The sequence below is a fragment of the Actinomadura scrupuli genome, from assembly GCF_050971785.1.
GTDB classification, from domain to species: Bacteria; Actinomycetota; Actinomycetes; order Streptosporangiales; family Streptosporangiaceae; genus Actinomadura_E; species Actinomadura_E scrupuli.
Window position 1 is genome coordinate 213,131 of sequence record NZ_JBPCCU010000014.1, and the last position, 17,110, is coordinate 230,240.

At 70.6% G+C, this 17,110-nt stretch carries 14 protein-coding genes and 2 tRNA genes; 14 read left to right on the plus strand and 2 right to left on the minus strand.

What is annotated here, in order from left to right; genetic code table 11:
- Positions 1 to 56 precede the first annotated feature (56 nt).
- The 7 genes from ACRYCC_RS41420 (at position 57) to ACRYCC_RS41450 (ending at position 9,839) form a co-directional block, all read left to right on the plus strand.
- Complete coding sequence (locus ACRYCC_RS41420) at positions 57 to 2,882, plus strand: Rne/Rng family ribonuclease (protein ID WP_433819590.1); 2,826 nt, start codon at positions 57 to 59, stop codon at positions 2,880 to 2,882.
- Positions 2,883 to 3,209: 327 nt separating this feature from the next.
- Entirely contained in the window at positions 3,210 to 3,524 is a 315-nt protein-coding gene (gene rplU / locus ACRYCC_RS41425) for a 50S ribosomal protein L21 (RefSeq protein ID WP_433819591.1), read from the plus strand.
- A gap of 43 nt (positions 3,525 to 3,567) precedes the next feature.
- Positions 3,568 to 3,825 carry a 50S ribosomal protein L27 gene (rpmA, locus tag ACRYCC_RS41430; RefSeq protein WP_433819592.1) on the plus strand — a complete coding sequence of 86 codons (258 nt, stop codon included), beginning with the start codon at positions 3,568 to 3,570 and terminating at the stop codon, positions 3,823 to 3,825.
- Between the two features lie 183 nt (positions 3,826 to 4,008).
- Positions 4,009 to 5,403, plus strand: a complete 1,395-nt coding sequence (obgE, locus tag ACRYCC_RS41435) for a GTPase ObgE (protein ID WP_433819593.1) — start codon at positions 4,009 to 4,011, stop codon at positions 5,401 to 5,403.
- A gap of 95 nt (positions 5,404 to 5,498) precedes the next feature.
- Entirely contained in the window at positions 5,499 to 6,635 is a 1,137-nt protein-coding gene (gene proB, locus ACRYCC_RS41440; protein ID WP_433819594.1) for a glutamate 5-kinase, read from the plus strand.
- 45 nt (positions 6,636 to 6,680) lie between these two features.
- Positions 6,681 to 7,961: a glutamate-5-semialdehyde dehydrogenase gene (locus tag ACRYCC_RS41445; RefSeq protein ID WP_433819595.1), complete on the plus strand. Its 1,281-nt coding sequence runs from the start codon at positions 6,681 to 6,683 to the stop codon at positions 7,959 to 7,961.
- Between the two features lie 72 nt (positions 7,962 to 8,033).
- The gene (locus ACRYCC_RS41450; RefSeq protein ID WP_433819596.1) at positions 8,034 to 9,839 is read left to right on the plus strand and encodes a TIGR03767 family metallophosphoesterase; all 1,806 of its coding nucleotides are present in this window, start codon (positions 8,034 to 8,036) and stop codon (positions 9,837 to 9,839) included.
- 71 nt (positions 9,840 to 9,910) lie between these two features.
- Here ACRYCC_RS41450 and ACRYCC_RS41455 read toward each other — a convergent pair whose 3' ends face one another.
- On the minus strand, positions 9,911 to 10,954 hold the full coding sequence (locus ACRYCC_RS41455; RefSeq protein ID WP_433819597.1) for a M48 family metallopeptidase: 1,044 nt from the start codon (positions 10,952 to 10,954) through the stop codon (positions 9,911 to 9,913).
- A 180-nt stretch (positions 10,955 to 11,134) separates the two neighbouring features.
- On the opposite strand from ACRYCC_RS41455, the gene nadD reads away from it, so the two are divergent.
- The 4 genes from nadD to ACRYCC_RS41475 all read left to right on the plus strand — a co-directional run bounded on the left by nadD (position 11,135) and on the right by ACRYCC_RS41475 (position 13,318).
- Positions 11,135 to 11,728: a nicotinate-nucleotide adenylyltransferase gene (gene nadD / locus ACRYCC_RS41460; protein ID WP_433819598.1), complete on the plus strand. Its 594-nt coding sequence runs from the start codon at positions 11,135 to 11,137 to the stop codon at positions 11,726 to 11,728.
- A 264-nt stretch (positions 11,729 to 11,992) separates the two neighbouring features.
- Positions 11,993 to 12,400: a ribosome silencing factor gene (gene rsfS, locus ACRYCC_RS41465; RefSeq protein WP_433819600.1), complete on the plus strand. Its 408-nt coding sequence runs from the start codon at positions 11,993 to 11,995 to the stop codon at positions 12,398 to 12,400.
- A gap of 147 nt (positions 12,401 to 12,547) precedes the next feature.
- Positions 12,548 to 13,165: a histidine phosphatase family protein gene (locus ACRYCC_RS41470; protein ID WP_433819601.1), complete on the plus strand. Its 618-nt coding sequence runs from the start codon at positions 12,548 to 12,550 to the stop codon at positions 13,163 to 13,165.
- Positions 13,166 to 13,245: 80 nt separating this feature from the next.
- A tRNA-Ala gene (locus tag ACRYCC_RS41475) sits at positions 13,246 to 13,318 on the plus strand.
- A 293-nt stretch (positions 13,319 to 13,611) separates the two neighbouring features.
- Here ACRYCC_RS41475 and ACRYCC_RS41480 read toward each other — a convergent pair.
- Positions 13,612 to 14,061, minus strand: a complete 450-nt coding sequence (locus tag ACRYCC_RS41480) for a MarR family winged helix-turn-helix transcriptional regulator (protein WP_433819602.1) — start codon at positions 14,059 to 14,061, stop codon at positions 13,612 to 13,614.
- An 83-nt stretch (positions 14,062 to 14,144) separates the two neighbouring features.
- Between ACRYCC_RS41480 and ACRYCC_RS41485 the strand changes: the two genes are divergently transcribed.
- The 3 genes from ACRYCC_RS41485 to ACRYCC_RS41495 all read left to right on the plus strand — a co-directional run bounded on the left by ACRYCC_RS41485 (position 14,145) and on the right by ACRYCC_RS41495 (position 16,456).
- On the plus strand, positions 14,145 to 15,149 hold the full coding sequence (locus ACRYCC_RS41485) for an NADP-dependent oxidoreductase (protein WP_433819612.1): 1,005 nt from the start codon (positions 14,145 to 14,147) through the stop codon (positions 15,147 to 15,149).
- A 75-nt stretch (positions 15,150 to 15,224) separates the two neighbouring features.
- A complete protein-coding gene (locus tag ACRYCC_RS41490) occupies positions 15,225 to 16,037 on the plus strand; it encodes an SDR family oxidoreductase (RefSeq protein ID WP_433819603.1) in 813 nt (270 codons plus the stop codon).
- Between the two features lie 346 nt (positions 16,038 to 16,383).
- Positions 16,384 to 16,456, plus strand: a tRNA-Ala gene (locus tag ACRYCC_RS41495).
- Positions 16,457 to 17,110 lie beyond the last annotated feature (654 nt).

A 17,110-nucleotide genomic window follows, 5' to 3' on the forward strand; every position in this document is an offset into this window, starting at 1 on the left:
TCGCCTGAGGGTTGGGCATGGCCGTGCGCCCGGAAGCCTGACGGGAGATTGCCCGCATGCCCGAGAACGAACCCATCGACGGGGTGGCGTCAGCCACCGAGGACAACGTCACTACTACTGATCCGGCGGCCGAGACGGCGCCCAAGGTCACCCGCACGCGCAGGCGTGCGGCCAGCCGGCCTGCCGGTCCGCCGCCGGAGCCCGAGGACCTGCCCGCACCGGCCGCCGTGCGGCCGGCGCAGGAGCCCCCGGCACCACCTGCCGACGAGCCTCCGGCGGTCCCGCCGGTTCAGCCGCAGGCGGCCCAGACCGCGGCCGAGCCGGTGTCCACGCCTACGGCCCGGCCGGCACCCGAGCCCGAGCCCGCGGTCTCCGAGCCTGTGGTCTCCGAGCCCGTGGGGGCCCCCGGGCCCGAGGCGGTCTCCGTGCCCGAGGCTGCGGACGCCGAGCCGGCGCCGGTCGCCGAGGAGAGCCCGGAGCCCGCCGTCAAGAAGCCGGCCCGCACCCGCGCGGCCCGCACCCGTAAGCGCGCCGAGGCGCCGCCGGAGCCCATCGAGGCCGAGGCGATCGAGGCTGCCGAGGCGGCCGACGCCGCCGCCGTGGCCGCTGCGGCGGTCGCCGCCGGGGAAGTCGCAGAGGTCGCGGAACCGGACGAGGACGCCGTGGCACTCGAGCAGGAGCCCGCCGGGGGCATCCCCGCGGTGACCTTCCAGCCGCCCATGGTCGTCTTCCAGCCGCCGCAGCCCGCGGCGTCCGCCCCGAAGTCCGCGGCCAAGCCGGCGGCCAAGCCCGCCGTCACCGAGCCCGTGGCCGAGGAGCCCGCCGAGCAGGGGGAACTCGCGGACGAGTCCGAGGACGAGGACGAGTCGGATCGGCCCTCGCGCCGCCGTCGCCGCCGCGGCGGCCGTGGCCGGGGCAAGGTCCGCGACTCCGACGAGGACGAGCAGTCCGCCGACGACACCGCCGCGGACGAGTCCGCGGCGGCCCGGACCACCGAGGCCGCCCGTGGCGAGGCCGGGGCCGAGGAGACCGACGACGAGGACGACGAGTCGGGCAGCGGATCGACCCGCCGCCGCCGTCGGCGCCGCCGCCGCACCGGAGGCCAGCAGGCCGGCGGTGAGGAGCAGGAGCAGGACGACCCGCCCAACACCGTGGTCCACGTCCGCACCGCAAGGGCCGTCGCGGACGAGGTCCAGTCGGTGCGCGGCTCCACCCGGCTGGAGGCCAAGAAGCAGCGGCGCCGTGAGGGCCGCGAGCAGGGCCGCCGCCGGCCGCCGATCATCACCGAGTCCGAGTTCCTTGCCCGCCGGGAGGCCGTCGACCGCGTGATGGTCGTCCGGCAGGACGGTGAGCGCACCCAGATCGCGGTGCTCGAGGACGACATCCTGGTCGAGCACCACGTGGACCGCGCCAGTCACCAGTCGTACGTCGGCAACGTCTACCTGGGCAAGGTCCAGAACGTCCTGCCCTCGATGGAGGCGGCCTTCGTCGACGTCGGCAAGGGCCGCAACGCGGTGCTCTACGCGGGCGAGGTCAACTGGGACATCGCCGGGCTGGAGGGACAGCCGCGCCGCATCGAGTCGGCGCTCAAGTCCGGCCAGTCGGTGCTGGTGCAGGTCACCAAGGACCCGCTGGGGCACAAGGGCGCCCGGCTGACCAGCCAGATCTCGCTGCCCGGCCGGTACCTCGTCTACGTGCCGGACGGCTCGATGACCGGGATCAGCCGCAAGCTGCCCGACAAGGAGCGCACCCGGCTCAAGCAGATCCTCAAGAAGATCATGCCGGAGAACGCCGGGGTGATCGTCCGTACCGCCGCCGAGGGGGCCACGGAGGAGGAGCTGTCGCGTGACGTGTCGCGGCTGTCCGCCCAGTGGGAGGACATCCAGCGTCAGGCCAAGACCGCCAGCGCTCCCGCGCTGCTGTACGGCGAGCCGGACCTCACCGTCCGGGTGGTCCGCGACATCTTCAACGAGGACTTCGCCAGCCTGGTCGTCTCCGGCTCCGAGGCCTGGGACACCGTCGAGGACTACGTCAGCTACGTCGCGCCGCACCTGGCCGGGCGGGTGTCCAACTGGAGCGGCCCCGAGGACGTGTTCGCCGCCTACCGGGTCGACGAGCAGATCATCAAGGCGCTGGACCGCAAGGTCTGGCTGCCCAGCGGCGGCTCGCTGGTCATCGACCGCACCGAGGCCATGACGGTCATCGACGTGAACACCGGGAAGTTCACCGGTCACGGCGGCAACCTGGAAGAGACCGTCACCCGCAACAACCTCGAGGCCGCCGAGGAGATCGTGCGCCAGCTACGGCTGCGCGACATCGGTGGGATCATCGTCGTCGACTTCATCGACATGGTGCTGGAGAGCAACCGCGACCTGGTGATGCGCCGGCTGCTCGAATGCCTCTCCCGCGACCGCACCAAGCACCAGGTGGCGGAGGTCACCTCGCTGGGCCTGGTGCAGATGACGCGCAAGCGGGTCGGCTCCGGCCTGCTGGAGAACTTCTCCGAGACGTGCGAGTGCTGCAACGGCCGGGGCATCCATGTCTCGCTGACCGTGGCGGACGGCAAGGGTGAGAAGCCCGCGAGCTCGCCCGCCGCGCTGACCACGGCGGCCGGCGGCCGGCGGCGCAAGCGCAAGGGCGAGGTCGAGAAGGCGGTCGAGGAGAAGCTGGCCCTGCACGAGGCCGAGCGGACCGAGGACGCGGACGAGCCCGAGGCACCGGCCGAGATCTCCCTGGCCGTGCTCGAGCCCGCCGACGCCGAGGAGTTCAGCGTCGCGGCCATCGGCGAGGACGACGTCACCGAGCCCTCGGTGACGACCGGCGGCCGCCGCCGGCGGCCCCGCCGGGTCAGGACCAAGGCCGAGGTCGACGCCGACAGCTGACCCCGCCCGTCCACCGTTCGTGATCATGCAATCCATCGTCGATGGATTGCATGATCACGCATGGGTGGGGGCGGGTGGACGGGGGTGGGGCGGACCGGGGGCTCGGTTCGCCTTCGGTGCTCCCGATCCGGTACGCTAGGCAATCGGCGCGTGCAGAGCGCGCCTGTTGCTCATTGTTCGAGGCCGTCGCCGGGATCTCTCCCCACGGCCCGGACGCAGCCCCATTCGTGGGGAAGGTCCATCAGCCCTCGCATCTGCAGGGATGACTCCGAGCATCATCAGGATTTTCAGCTCCGCATGTGCGGGGATGAACCGGAAGGGTTCCGCGTGTACGCGATTGTCCGTTGCGGCGGCAGGCAGGAGAAGGTGGCCGTCGACGACGTGCTCACCGTCGACAAGCTGGCCGGGAAGGCCGGCGAGACGGTGACGTTCCCGGCGCTGCTGGTCGTCGACGGCGAAAGCGTCGTGAGCGCGCCCGCCGAGCTGGCCAAGTACGAGATCACCGCCGAGATCATCGGCGCTCTCAAAGGCCCGAAGATCGACATCATGCACTACCGGAACAAGACCGGGTACAAGCGGCGGATGGGTCACCGTCAGCCGTACACCCAGGTCAAGGTCACCGGTATCACGGCCGACAAGTAGTTGTTCGCCCCGTGTTACGGGGTTGGTCCAGGAGGGGCAGAACATGGCACATAAGAAGGGCGCCTCGTCCAGCCGGAACGGCCGTGACTCGAACGCGCAGCGCCTTGGTGTGAAGCGTTTCGGTGGTCAGGTGGTCAACGCCGGCGAGATCATCGTGCGTCAGCGCGGCACCCACTTCCACCCCGGCCTCAACGTCGGCCGTGGCGGTGACGACACGCTGTTCGCCCTGGTGGACGGCGCGGTCGAGTTCGGCCGCTACCGCGGTCGCCGGGCCGTGAGCATCGTGCCGGCGGCGGAGTAGTCCGCCACCGGAAGAGTCTTGATCCAGGGGGTCGACCCCCTGGGACCCCGTGAGGGGTCGGCAAGGGGCGGACCTGTTCGGTCCGCCCCTTGTCCGTGTCTGTGCAGGCAGACCTGAGCGGGCGGAGCCTGAAACGGGCGGAGCCCGAGCAGCAGAGTCCGAGCAGGAAACTGAGGGGAAGACATGGCCGGAAGTGCGCATGGCGCGCAGTTCGTGGACCGCGTCGTCCTGCACGTGGGGGCGGGCAACGGCGGGCACGGTTGTGCCTCCGTACACCGGGAGAAGTTCAAGCCTCTCGGCGGCCCTGACGGGGCCAACGGCGGCAACGGCGGGGACGTGATCCTGGAGGTCGAGACCAACACCGCCAGCCTGCTCGACTACCACAAGCGCCCGCATCGCAGGGCGGGCAACGGGCGTCCGGGGCAGGGCTCGCACCGTAACGGCGCGGACGGTGAGGACCTGGTGCTGCAGGTGCCCAACGGGACGGTCGTGAAGACCCCCGAGGGCGAGGTCCTGGCCGACCTGGTCGGGGCCGGCACCCGGTACGTCCTGGCCGAAGGGGGCCGGGGCGGCCTCGGCAACGCCGCGCTGGCCTCGGCCAAGCGCAAGGCGCCGGGGTTCGCGCTGCTCGGTGAGCCCGGCGGCGAGTTCGACATCATCCTCGAGCTCAAGACGGTCGCGGACGTGGCGCTGGTGGGGTTCCCCAGCGCGGGGAAGTCCTCGCTGATCGCCGCGCTCTCCGCGGCCCGGCCCAAGATCGCCGACTATCCGTTCACCACCCTGGTGCCCAACCTCGGGGTGGTGAGCGCAGGCGACCACGTCTTCACCGTCGCCGACGTGCCCGGCCTGATCGAGGGCGCCAGCGAGGGCAAGGGCCTGGGCCTGGAGTTCCTGCGGCACATCGAGCGCTCCGCCACGCTGGCGCACGTGCTCGACTGCGCCACCCCCGAGCCCGGCCGGGACCCGGTGAGCGACTTCGAGGTGATCGAGCGCGAGCTCGCGGCCTACGACAGCGACCTGGGCGACCGGCCGCTGTCCGACCGGCCCCGCATCGTGGTGCTGAACAAGATCGACGTCCCGGACGGCCGGGAGCTCGCCGAGCTGGTGCGCCCGGAGTTCACCGAGCGTGGCCTCCAGGTGTTCGAGGTCTCGGCCTCCTCACACGAGGGACTGCGTGAGCTGTCCTTCGCGCTCGCCGAGATGGTCGAGTCCTACCGTGCCTCGCTGCCACCGGAGGAGCCCACCCGGCTGGTCATCCGGCCCCGGGCGGTCGGCGGCGTGGAGTTCGACATCAAGCGCCTGGGCGAGAACACCTACCTCGTCACCGGCGAGAAGCCGCTGCGCTGGCTGCGCCAGACCGACTTCCAGAACGAGGAGGCGGTGGGCTTCCTCGCCGACCGTCTCGCCAAGATCGGTATCGAGGAGAGGCTGCGCGAGGCCGGTGCCGAGGCCGGTGCCACCGTGATGATCGGCACCATGGAAGAGTCGGTCGTCTTCGACTGGGAGCCGGACATCGCCGCCGGCGGCGACGTCGGGTTCGGTCCGCGCGGCACCGACAGACGACTCGGGCACCTGTAGCACCGGCCGGTGCGACCGCCGGCGGCACCGCCGGCAAGCACCGGCGAAGTGGGGGAGGAATCGCCGGCAAGCACCGGCGAAGTGGGGGAGGAATCGTGCGTTCGGCCGTCACGAAGGCCCGTCGCATCGTGGTCAAGGTGGGGTCCTCGTCGCTGACGACGGGTGAGGGCGCCATCGACGGCGCTCGCATCGACGCGCTCGTGGACGTGCTCGCGGCACGGCGCGCGTCCGGCGGGGAGATCGTCTTCGTCTCCTCGGGCGCCATCGCCGCGGGACTGGGACCGCTGGGGTTCTCCCGCCGGCCCGGTGACCTGGCCACCCAGCAGGCAGCGGCCAGTGTCGGGCAGGGCCTGCTGATGGCGCGCTACACGGTCGCGTTCGCCCGGCACGGGCTGACCGTGGGCCAGGTGCTGCTCACCGCCGACGACATGATGCGCCGCGCCCACCACCGCAACGCGCAGCGCACCCTCAGCCAGTTGCTGGCCCTCGGCGTCGTCCCGATCGTCAACGAGAACGACACGGTGGCCACCGACGAGATCCGCTTCGGCGACAACGACCGGCTCGCCGCGCTCGTCGCACACCTGACCAGGGCCGACGCGCTGGTGCTGCTCTCCGACGTGGACGCGCTCTACGACGGTGACCCGCGCCGGCCCGGCGCCACCCGGCTGGACGAGGTACGGGACGCCGCGGACCTGCACGGAGTGGTGTTCGGCCGGCCCGGCAGCAAGGTCGGCACCGGAGGCATGGTCACCAAGGTCGAGGCGGCCAGGATCGCCACCGGCGCCGGGGTGCCGGTCGTGCTCACCGACGCCGCTTCCGCCGCCGCCGCGCTGGCCGGCGAGTCGGTCGGCACCTTCTTCCACCCGGGCGCCCACCGTCCCTCGACCCGGCTGCTCTGGCTCGCCCACGCCACCACCGGGCACGGCCGGCTGACGCTGGACCCCGGAGCGGTCGACGCGGTCGTACGGCGCCGCAAGTCACTGCTGCCCGCCGGCGTCACCGGGGTCCGGGGCGACTTCGTGGCCGGTGACCCGGTGGACCTGTGCGATCCCGAGGACCGGGTGGTGGCCCGTGGCCTGGTCAACTACGACGCGGGAGAGATCCCCGACCTGATGGGCCGGTCGACCCGGTGGCTCGCGCGTGAGCTCGGTCCCGAGTACGAACGCGAGATAATCCACCGTGACGACCTCGTACTGCTGAGTCAGAAGGACACCCTCACCCCACGGTCGTGAGGGTGACGCGACCCTGTCACGATCGTGCAGCGAAAGGAGCCGGCGATGGGCGAGAGCACCGCGGCGCAGGCGGCGGAGCAGACGGACTTCCTGCGGGTGGCCGGCCGGGCCAAGGAGGCGGCCGCGACGCTGGCCCCGCTGCCGCGGGCGGTCAAGGACGCCGCGCTGGCGCGCATCGCCGACGCCCTGGTCGCCCGGATCCCTGAGATCGTCAAGGCGAACGAGGGCGACGTCGACCGGGCCCGCGCGGCCGGCACCGCCGACTACATGATCGACCGGCTCGGCCTGTCCGAGCAGCGCGTGCTCGCCATCGCCGACGCCGTGCGCGCGGTCGCCGCGCTGCCCGATCCGGTGGGCGAGGTCGTCCGCGGCTACACGCTGCCCAACGCTCTGGAGGTACGGCAGCTGCGCGTGCCGCTCGGTGTCGTCGGCATCATCTACGAGGGCCGGCCGAACGTCACCGTCGACGCCGCCGCCCTCACCCTCAAGAGCGGCAACGCCGTGCTGCTGCGCGGGTCGTCCTCGGCGTACGACTCCAACCACGCCCTGGTCGAGGTCATGCGCGACGCCCTCCGCGGCACCCAGGTGCCCGCCGACGCCGTGCAGCTCGTGCCGGGCCGGAGCCGCGACTCGGTCAAGCACCTGATGCGCGCCCGCGGGCTGGTCGACGTGCTCATCCCGCGCGGTGGCGCCTCTCTGATCAACTCGGTGGTCGAGGAGTCGATGGTGCCGGTGATCGAGACCGGGGTGGGCAACTGCAGCGTCTACGTGGACGCCGCCGCCGACCTCGGCATGGCCGTCGACATCCTGGTCAACGCCAAGACCCAGCGGCCCTCGGTGTGCAACGCCGCCGAGACCCTGCTGGTCCACCGCGACATCGCCGGGGACTTCCTGCCCTTGGCGCTGGCGGCCCTCCGCGACAAGGGCGTCACCGTGCACGGCGACGCCACGGTCCGGTCGTACGGCCCGGACGTGGTGGAGGCGACCGAGGAGGACTACTTCGCCGAGTACCTCTCGCTGGACATCGCCGCCGCGGTGGTCGACTCGCTGGAGGACGCGGTCGCCCACATCCGGAGGTACGGATCCGGGCACACGGAGGCCATCGTGACGACCTCGCAGCAGGCGGCCAGGCGCTTCGTCGGCCTGGTCGACTCGGCCGCGGTCATGGTCAACGCCTCGACCCGGTTCACCGACGGCGAGGAGCTCGGCTTCGGCGCGGAGATCGGCATCTCCACCCAGAAGCTGCACGCCCGCGGTCCGATGGGACTGCCCGAGCTCACCTCCACCAAGTACGTCATCACCGGGGAGGGCCACCTCCGGGGCTGATCCGGGAATCCACGGCGACAGTGACACATAGGGGATTGATGTCACTTGGCGGTTGTGGTCTGATCGTGGGCTGTGACCCCCACCCCCCAGAACACCCCCCGGGCCGGAAGCACCGGCGACAGCGGCCGGCTCACCCGGCGCCGCATGCTGAAGTTCACCGCGGCCGGGGCCGGGCTCGCCGTCCTCCCCGCGCGTCCCGCGACGGCCGCCTCGGCGGTCAAGGCCCCCGCCCCGTTGAAGGGCTCGGTGGCGGGGACCACGCTCGACCGGACACTGCTGCTCGGCAGCCCGGGTGCCAAGGGCTACCGGCCGGTCGTGGCCGGGCCGGGCGAGCCGCACCTGCTCCGCCGGGATCTGGGCGGCACCGCGAGCCCGGCCCGTACGACCGGGCGCCGGCCCGTCCTGGTCTTCGGCCACCTGACCGACGTGCACATCGTCGACTCGCAGTCACCGGCCCGGGTGGAGTACCTCGACCGGGCCGACGATCCGGGCAGCCCGCTGGCGCTGCTGCCGTTCACCTCGTCCCACCGGCCGCAGGAACTCCTCACCACCCAGGTGGCCGAGGCGATGGTCCGCGCGGTCAACAAGGTGACGCTGGGGCCGGTCACCGGCACCCGGCCCGCCTTCACCATCAACACCGGCGACGCCGCCGACAACGTGCAGCTCAACGAGGTGCGCTGGGTCATCGACCTGCTCGACGGAAAACGGATCCACCCCGACTCCGGTGACCTGGGCAGGTACGAGGGCGTCATGGACCTGGTCGGTTACGACCGGCGTTACTGGCACCCGGACGGAGCGCCCGACGGCGCCCGGGCGGACCTCCCGCACGCCGACCACGGCTTCCCCACGGTCAAGGGACTGCTGGACGCCGCCCGCGCGCCGTTCCAGGCGACCGGGCTGGACACCCCGTGGCTGGCGGTGTTCGGCAACCACGACGGGCTGGTCCAGGGCAACCTGCCGATCAACGCGCTGCTCAACGCGATGGCCACCGGAGCCATCAAGATCACGGCACCCGCGGACGACGCCGAGGTCCGCGAGATCGACGACATGCTGCGCAACGGCGACGGATCCGCGCTGCGCCGGCTGGCGAGTGCGCGATCAGGACTGTTCCGCATGGTGACCCCGGACCCGCGGCGCCGGCTGCTCTCCCGCGCAGAGGTCGTACGCGAGCACTTCAGCAGCGGTGGCGGCCACGGCTTCACCCGGTCCAACCTGGTGAAGGGCACCGCCTACTACGCCTTCACCCGGGGCAAGGTCCGCGGCATCGTGCTCGACACGGTCAACCCCAACGGCTACGCCGACGGCTCGATCGACGAGGAGCAGCTGAGCTGGCTGGAGGCGCAGCTCACCGCGGCGAGCAGCCGTTACCTCCGCGCCGACGGCAAGGTCGTCAGGCACGCCGTCACCGACCGGCTCGTCGTCATCTTCAGCCACCACACGCTGGCCACCATGAACAACCCGCTCGGCGGCGGGCGGGTGCTGGCCGGGCGGCTGGAGGCCCTGCTGCTGCGGTTTCCCAACGTCGTGCTCTGGGTCAACGGGCACACCCACGTCAACGAGGTCACGCCGCACCCCCGGGCCGCGGCCGCCGCGGTCAAGGGCGGCTTCTGGGAGGTCAGCACGGCCGCCCACATCGACTGGCCGCAGCAGAGCCGCGTGATGGAGATCGCCGACAACCTCGACGGAACCCTGTCGATCTTCGCGACGGTGGTCGACTCGGCGGCCCCGGAGTCGTACGCCGGGAAGCTCGGTGACCCGCTGCACCTCGCGTCGCTCTCCCGGGAGCTCGCCGGCAACGACTGGCAGGAGGACAACGACCTACGCCGCGGCAAGCCCGAGGACCGGAACGTCGAGCTCCTCGTCCCGGCTCCCTTCTGAGCCGGCGCCGCCGTGGTGTGATCGCGTGGCCGGTGGCGACACCGGCCACACGATCGGTCGTGCGGGAGCGCTCAGTTGTTGCTGCTCTGCGAACCGCCGCCGCCACCGCGGCGGCTGAACCGGTCGAAGAGCCCCTCGGCCGCGCTGGCCGCGCCCTCGGCGACGTCGCGGACCTTGCCGATGAACGGGTCGGCGCTCTGGCTCCAGGACTCGCGGTAGGAGTTCGCGGCGTTCTTGACCTCGTCGGAGATCGAGGCGCTGCCGTCGTCCGACCGGCGGGGGTAGTCGCCGTCCAGGATGCGCGCGTACTCACCGCTGCGGGCCCACTTGTCGATCTCGGCGAACCGGATCACGGCGAACGGGTGCGACTGGCGCAGCAGGTTGAGGAACTTCAGCAGGCCGTCCCGGACGTCGCCGGCGGCCTCGTACTCCCGGGCCTGGGCGTGGAAGGCCTCGGTGTTCATCTCGGTGAGCTTGGCGCCGCCGGCCATCTTCATCAGGCCGCGCTTGACCGCCTCGGGGTCCTGCGAGGCGAGCAGCCCGGCCCGGTCGGCCGACAGCTCGGCCTTGCGCTGCCACTCCTGCAGGCCCATGAGGATCGCGGCGATCCCGATGTTGCCCAGCGGCAGCCAGGCCAGCCGGGAGCCGAGCGAGGCGAGGATGAGCGCGAGCGTGCGGTAGACCGCGTGACCGGACAGGATGTGGCCGACCTCGTGCGCCACGACGTAGCGCAGTTCCTCCTCGTCGAGGAGGTCGATCAGGCCGGTGTTGATGACGATGAACGGGTGGTCGACGCCGATGGCCATCGCGTTGGGCGTCGGCTCCTGGATGACGTACAGCTCGGGGACCTCCGGGAGGTCCAGGATGTAGGAGGCGTCGCGCACCATGTCGTGCAGGTTGCGGAACTGGTCCTCGCTCACCCGGACGCTGCCGCCCAGGTACATGAGCCGGATGGCGCGCTCACTGAACAGCCCCGACATCTTCCGGAGCACGGTGTCGAAACCCGTGAGCGACCGGAGCGCCACGAGCGCGGAACGGTCGGCGGGGTGTTCGTAGGCCCGGGAGCTGATCCCGGGGAAGCGAGTGCGGTTTCGATCCGGGGTGTTCGACGTCATATCCGACATGCTATTTCCGACGAACCGCTCAGGCCCAGGGTTCCCTGAACCACTCGCCGCGCGATTCGCCGCCATTGCGAGTCGGCGCCCGGGGCATTTCCGGCAGGCCGGCGCGAGGCCCGTTGAGATCCGCAGGGGCTGCGTGCGCGTCTCGCGGACGGGCTCGTTAGGGTTCATGACATGTCACGAACGCGTCGATTGGGTGTGATGGGGGGGACCTTCGACCCGATTCACCATGGTCACCTGGTCGCGGCCAGCGAGGTCGCGCACCTCTTCCAGCTCGACGAGGTCGTGTTCGTGCCGACCGGCGAGCCGTGGCAGAAGAACGGCCGGAAGGTGGCCGAGGCCGAGGACCGCTACCTGATGACGGTGATCGCCACCGCCTCCAACCCGCGGTTCCGGGTGAGCCGGATCGACGTGGAGCGGCCTGGCGCGACGTACACGATCGACACCCTCCGGGAGATGCGCCAGCTGTACGGCGCGGAGACCGAGCTGTTCTTCATCACCGGTGCGGACGCCCTCGCCAAGATGCTGACCTGGCACAACGCCGAGGAGATGTTCACCCTGGCGCATTTCATCGGCTGCACCCGGCCCGGCCACCATCTGGAGGATCCGGGGCTGCCGGAGGGCAAGGTCAGCCTGGTGGAGGTGCCGGCCCTGTCCATTTCCTCCAGCGAGGTACGGGAACGGGTACGCGCGGGAGAGCCCATCTGGTATCTGGTCCCGGACGGCATCGTCCAGTACATCAATAAACGGAACCTTTACCGGGATTAAGATCTTTTGGGCTCCAGGCCGGATTCGGCCGTCCTTCTCATGATCACAGCGGGTTTCGGCGTCGTCCCCCCGCCCGGTGGACGCCCGCCTGGCCAGGAGGCGGACGCGCCCGGCGGCCCGCCGGGTCGTCGGACCCAGATCCCATTCGGTTATGTCGGCCGGTACGGATACCCTCGTTGGTGAACGTCAACAGTGGGGCCGCCGACGGCGTCATGAGAAGGTGGACGTGGCAGCACCGCTAACGAGGAGGACCACGACCGCATCGTGACCGCATCCGAAAAGGCCACCCAGTTGGTCCAGCTCGCCGCCGAGGCGGCCTCTGACAAGCTGGCAGACGGCATCATCGCCTACGACGTGAGCGAGCAACTCGTCATCACCGACGCGTTCGTGCTCTGCTCCGCACCCAACGACCGGCAGGTCCGCGCCATCGTCGACGAAGTCGAGAAGCGGCTGCGTGAAGACGCCGGAGCCAAGCCCGTACGCCGCGAGGGCGAGCGGGAGGGCCGCTGGGTGCTGCTGGACTTCATCGACATCATCGTCCACATCCAGAGCGAAGAGGACCGGATCTTCTACGCCCTGGAGCGCCTGTGGAAGGACTGTCCGCAGATCGAGCTCCCGGACGAGGTGAACGCCCACGCCGCGCAGCGGGTGCGGGCAGGCGAGGCTCAGTAGGCGCACCGTACGCATCGGCTCCTGATCAGCGAGGGGCCGTGCCGAGCGAGCAAGCGACGAGGATTCCGTGCGCCGGAGGGCGCCCGTGAGGCGAGCGGGGCAAGAACAGTGAGTGATTCTCCGGCCCAAGGCGGTCACCGCCGGGTCGTGCTCTGGCGGCATGGCCAGACCACCTGGAACGTCGAACGTCGATTCCAAGGCAAGACCGACATTCCGTTGGACGAGATCGGGGTCGGCCAAGCCGAGCGGGCGGCCCGGCTGCTCGCCGGGCTGAAGCCCACGGCGATCACGGCCTCCCCCCTGCAGCGTGCCGCCAAGACCGCGGCGGCGCTCGCCGCGGTCACGGCACTGCCCGTCACCTACGACCAGGACCTGGTCGAACGAGACGGCGGCAAATGGGAGGGCCTCACCAACGCCGAGATCCGCGAGCAGTACCCCGCCGAGCACGCGGTCTGGCAGCCACCCGGCGGGGAGACCGGCCGGCAGGTCGCCGAGCGGGTCGGGGGCGCGCTACGGCGGGCCATCGACCGGCTCCCTGGCGACGGCGTGCTCGTGGTGGCCTCGCACGGCGCCGCGTTGCGGCTCGGCATGGCCCACCTCCTCGGCTTCCCCGAGAGCATCTGGGAGCGCCTTGGCGGCCTGTCCAACTGCAGCTGGTCGGTCCTCGCCGAGATGCGCGACGGCGGCTGGCGGCTGATCGAGCACAACGCCGGCACGCTGCCCGAGCCGGTGCTCAGCGACGACCGCACCGACAACGGCACCTGACCCGGATATCAATTCGAAGCAGGGTCCGGTGTCCTATACACTGGCGAGGCGCTGCGGGATGAACGTCCACGCAGTCGCGCGGGGCTATGGCGCAGCTGGTAGCGCGCCTCCATGGCATGGAGGAGGTCTGGGGTTCGAATCCCCATAGCTCCACGAGTCGGGCCATCGTGGTCGGCGCAGCTGCGCCTTCCCGGTGGCCCGCTGTGTTTTCCCGGGGGGCGACCCCCGGACCCCCGAGGTGCTCGCGCGCTGGCGCGCACTGCGCCGCTGGGGCGGGCGTTGGCTTTGCTCGCCGGCCTTTGGTGCTTGGCGAGCTTCGCTTGCCTTCGCCGGGGGCCGCTGTGTTTCCCGGGGGGCGACCCCCGGACCCCCGAGGTGGGGGTTCCGCCCCCACGCCCCCGGCCCCGGGCCTCGGATCTCCGTTGTGTTGGCCCGGCTGGTGGGGGTCAGTGCTTGAGTTTGCGCCAGATGGCGGTCAGGGCGGCGAGATCGTCCTGGTCCAGGCGGTCGGTGAACACCTCGGCCAGGCAGGCGCGGCGCGTCGCGTCGGCCCGCTCGAAGAGCGCACGTCCCTCCGCGGTGAGCGCCACCCCCACCGAGCGGGCGTCCGTGGGCGACGGGGTACGGACGACGAGCCCCCTCTCCCGCAGGGCGTCGAGGACCCGCGAGACCTGGCTGCGGCTCAGCATGGTGCAGGAGCCGAGGTCGGAGACCGACACGGAGGCGTCCTGGTGATAGAGCCAGAGCAGCACCTCAAACCACGAGACCGGCAGATCGTGCGCGCGCTTCAGGTGCTCCTCGACACGGACGCTGAGGGTGTTCCCGGCCCAGAACAGGCCGTAGAAGGCGAGATCCTCCAGGGGCAGATTGCCCTGTTTGAGGGGAACAGGCGGCATGCCCTGCATCATAGCAATTTGTGTGTACACACACGCATGGCTAACGTGTGTACGTACACACATCTGGAGGTTCCATCGTGTCCATTCCGCGCAGCGGCCGTGAGGTACGGCTGATCGCACGCCCGGTCGGTGAGCCGAGGCCGGACGATTTCCTGGTGGCCGAGTCGCTGGTCGCCGAGCCGGGGCCGGGCCAGGTCCTGGTCCGTAACGACTGGATGTCGGTCGATCCGTACATGCGCGGCCGGATGAACGACGCCGAGTCCTACGTGCCGCCGTTCCGGCTGGGGGCGCCGATGGACGGTGGCGCGGTCGGCACCGTGATCGCTTCCCGGTCGGCGGAGGTGCCGGAGGGCGCCACCGTGCTGCACGGCCTGGGCTGGCGGGAGTACGCGACCCTGGACGCGGAGAAGGTGCGCCCGGTCGACCCGTCCCTGGCACCCGTACAGAGCCATCTGGGGGTTCTGGGGACCACCGGGCTGACCGCCTACGCGGGGCTCAAGGAGGTGGCGCCGGTCCACGACGGTGACGTGGTCTTCGTCTCCGGCGCGGCCGGGGCGGTCGGGAGCGTCGCCGGGCAGCTGGCCAAGCGGCTCGGCGCGTCACGGGTCATCGGCTCCGCCGGCGGCCCGGAGAAGGCGGCCCGGCTGGTCGGGGAGTTCGGGTACGACGCGGCCATCGACTACCGCCAGGGCTCGCTCGAGGAGCAGCTGGCCAAGGCGGCGCCGGGCGGCATCGACGTCTACTTCGACAATGTCGGCGGTGACCACCTGCGCGCCGCCATCTCGGCGATGCGCCCGCACGGCAGGATCGCCCTGTGCGGGGCCATCGCCCAGTACAACGCCACCGGTCCCGTACCCGGGCCGGACAATCTCGCGCTGGCCATCGGCAGGCGGCTGACCCTGCGGGGTTTCATCGTCACCGACCACGGACATCTCGCGGGGGAGTACCTCTCACAGGCCGCGGGCTGGCTGCGGGAAGGCTCCCTTCGCAGCGAGGAGACGGTCGTGGACGGGATCGAGAACGCCGTGGAGGCCTTTCTCGGCCTGTCGCGCGGTGCGAACATCGGCAAGATGCTCGTCCGTCTCTGACCCGTCCACCGGTCTCATGCGGTGCCCGCGCCGGCCTGTCCTTGATCACCAGTCGTCCATCGCAGGGAGAGTCGGATGTCCGTCATCCTCATCACCGGTACGTCGTCGGGAATCGGCAAGGCCATCGCGCTCTCCCTGGCCAGGGAGGGCCACCAGGTGGTGGCCACGATGCGCGACCTGGAGAAGGCCGCACCCTTACGGGAGGCGGGGATGGACGTACGGCGGCTGGACGTCACCTCCGAAGTCTCGATCGCGGACTGCGTGGGCGGGACGGTCGCCGCCCACGGCCGCTTGGACGCCGTCGTCAACAACGCGGGCGCCGGCCACCTCGGCACGATCGACCTGGAAACGGTGGCCGACGTCCGCCAGGTCATGGAGGTCAACTTCTTCGGCGTCGTCGCGGTGACCAAGGCCGCGATGCCCCACCTGCGCAGGAGCGGCGGCCGGCTGCTGACCGTGACCAGTGTCGGAGGAGTCATCGGCCAGCCCTTCAACGAGGCCTACTGCGCGGCCAAGTTCGCGGTGGAGGGCTTCATGGAGGCGCTCGCACCGGTCGCGAGCACCGTCGGGGTGCGGCTGTCGGTCATCGAGCCGGGCGCCGTGGCCAGCGAGTTCGTGGCCAATATCGGTGTCGACCGGAGTGCGCTGATCACCGCCGCCGGTGCCTACGGGCCCGCGATCGAGTCGTACCTGTCCCGTGCGGGGGAGGCCTTCACCCATGCCCAGCCGGCCGAAGAGGTCGCGGACCTGGTGAAGGCGGTGCTCTCCTCCGACGAACCCCACCTCCGCTACCAGACCTCGGATGCGGCACGGCAGTTCGCCGGGGTCAAGCTGGCCGACCTCGATGGCTCGGCGGTGCGGCGCCTGACCAGCGAGTGGATCACCTGACTCCCGCGGATCTTCAAAACAGAGCCGGGCGGTCATCTCACCAGTGGGTGCTCACCGATCCTTGTTGGTGACGGCGACGTGACTGGTGCCACCGGCCACCCGCTGTGCCTCATCAGAGCAGGAGCACTGGCCGCAACCGGGCTGGGTTTCCATATCTCCGCCTTCGCTGGGACGACTGAACCGAGCGTAAGCCGGGCAGTCAGATCCGGTACCTGTCCGGGGGGAGACGTTGCCGCTACCACCAGGGTGTACGCGTCCGGCGCGTGACCCATGGGGCCCTTGTGGTCGTGGGACCCCGCGGGGACCGGTAGGATCAACTCTCGTTGCCGGGACGGGTTCCCGGCGCGGGGCTATGGCGCAGCTGGTAGCGCGCCTCCATGGCATGGAGGAGGTCTGGGGTTCGAATCCCCATAGCTCCACTCGATCCCCCAAGGGCCGCGTTCGCGCGGCCCTTTTTGCGGGCTCCGTTTTCCTGTTCTATGCCTCGCACTTGGCGACTACTTGGTCTTTTCGCAGGCCATTGGTGCCGCGACCGGATGATTTCATCGCCGCTCGCCGAGGCCCGCGAGTTCACGGGCCCGAGTTCGCAGGCCATCGCGCCGGTGGCTCAGCGCAATAGCGCGTTGACCCCGCGCAATCTGCTGACCAGGTGGTTTGTCACAGCAGAGACACGGGTACGGCTCTGAGTTTGACGTGACTGCGGTGACTGCGTAATGTTCTCCATGCCCCGAGGGGATGCGGAACGCCGAAAGGCGGACGGCCCCGGGGACACCTGGTCCAGACAAAATCGGTTGGGACTCGCTCCGAACCGGTGTAAGCTGGACTTAATAGCTCAAACGGGATGCAGGACACGAAGGTGGCCGGCCCGTGCGAATCCTCTCCACTGATCATCCTGGACGGTCGTATGACTGCTCTGGGCCGGTCTGATGGATTTGGGTCTTTCGTTAAGCTCCGGTGTGGTTGCGGGGGTTGACAGGGGCTGGGGATCTGGTAAGTTAGCAGGGTTGCCCCGGATGGGATCAGGGTGTGGTTTCCTGGTTCTTGGTGGTGTGTGTCCGTTTCTTGAGAACTCA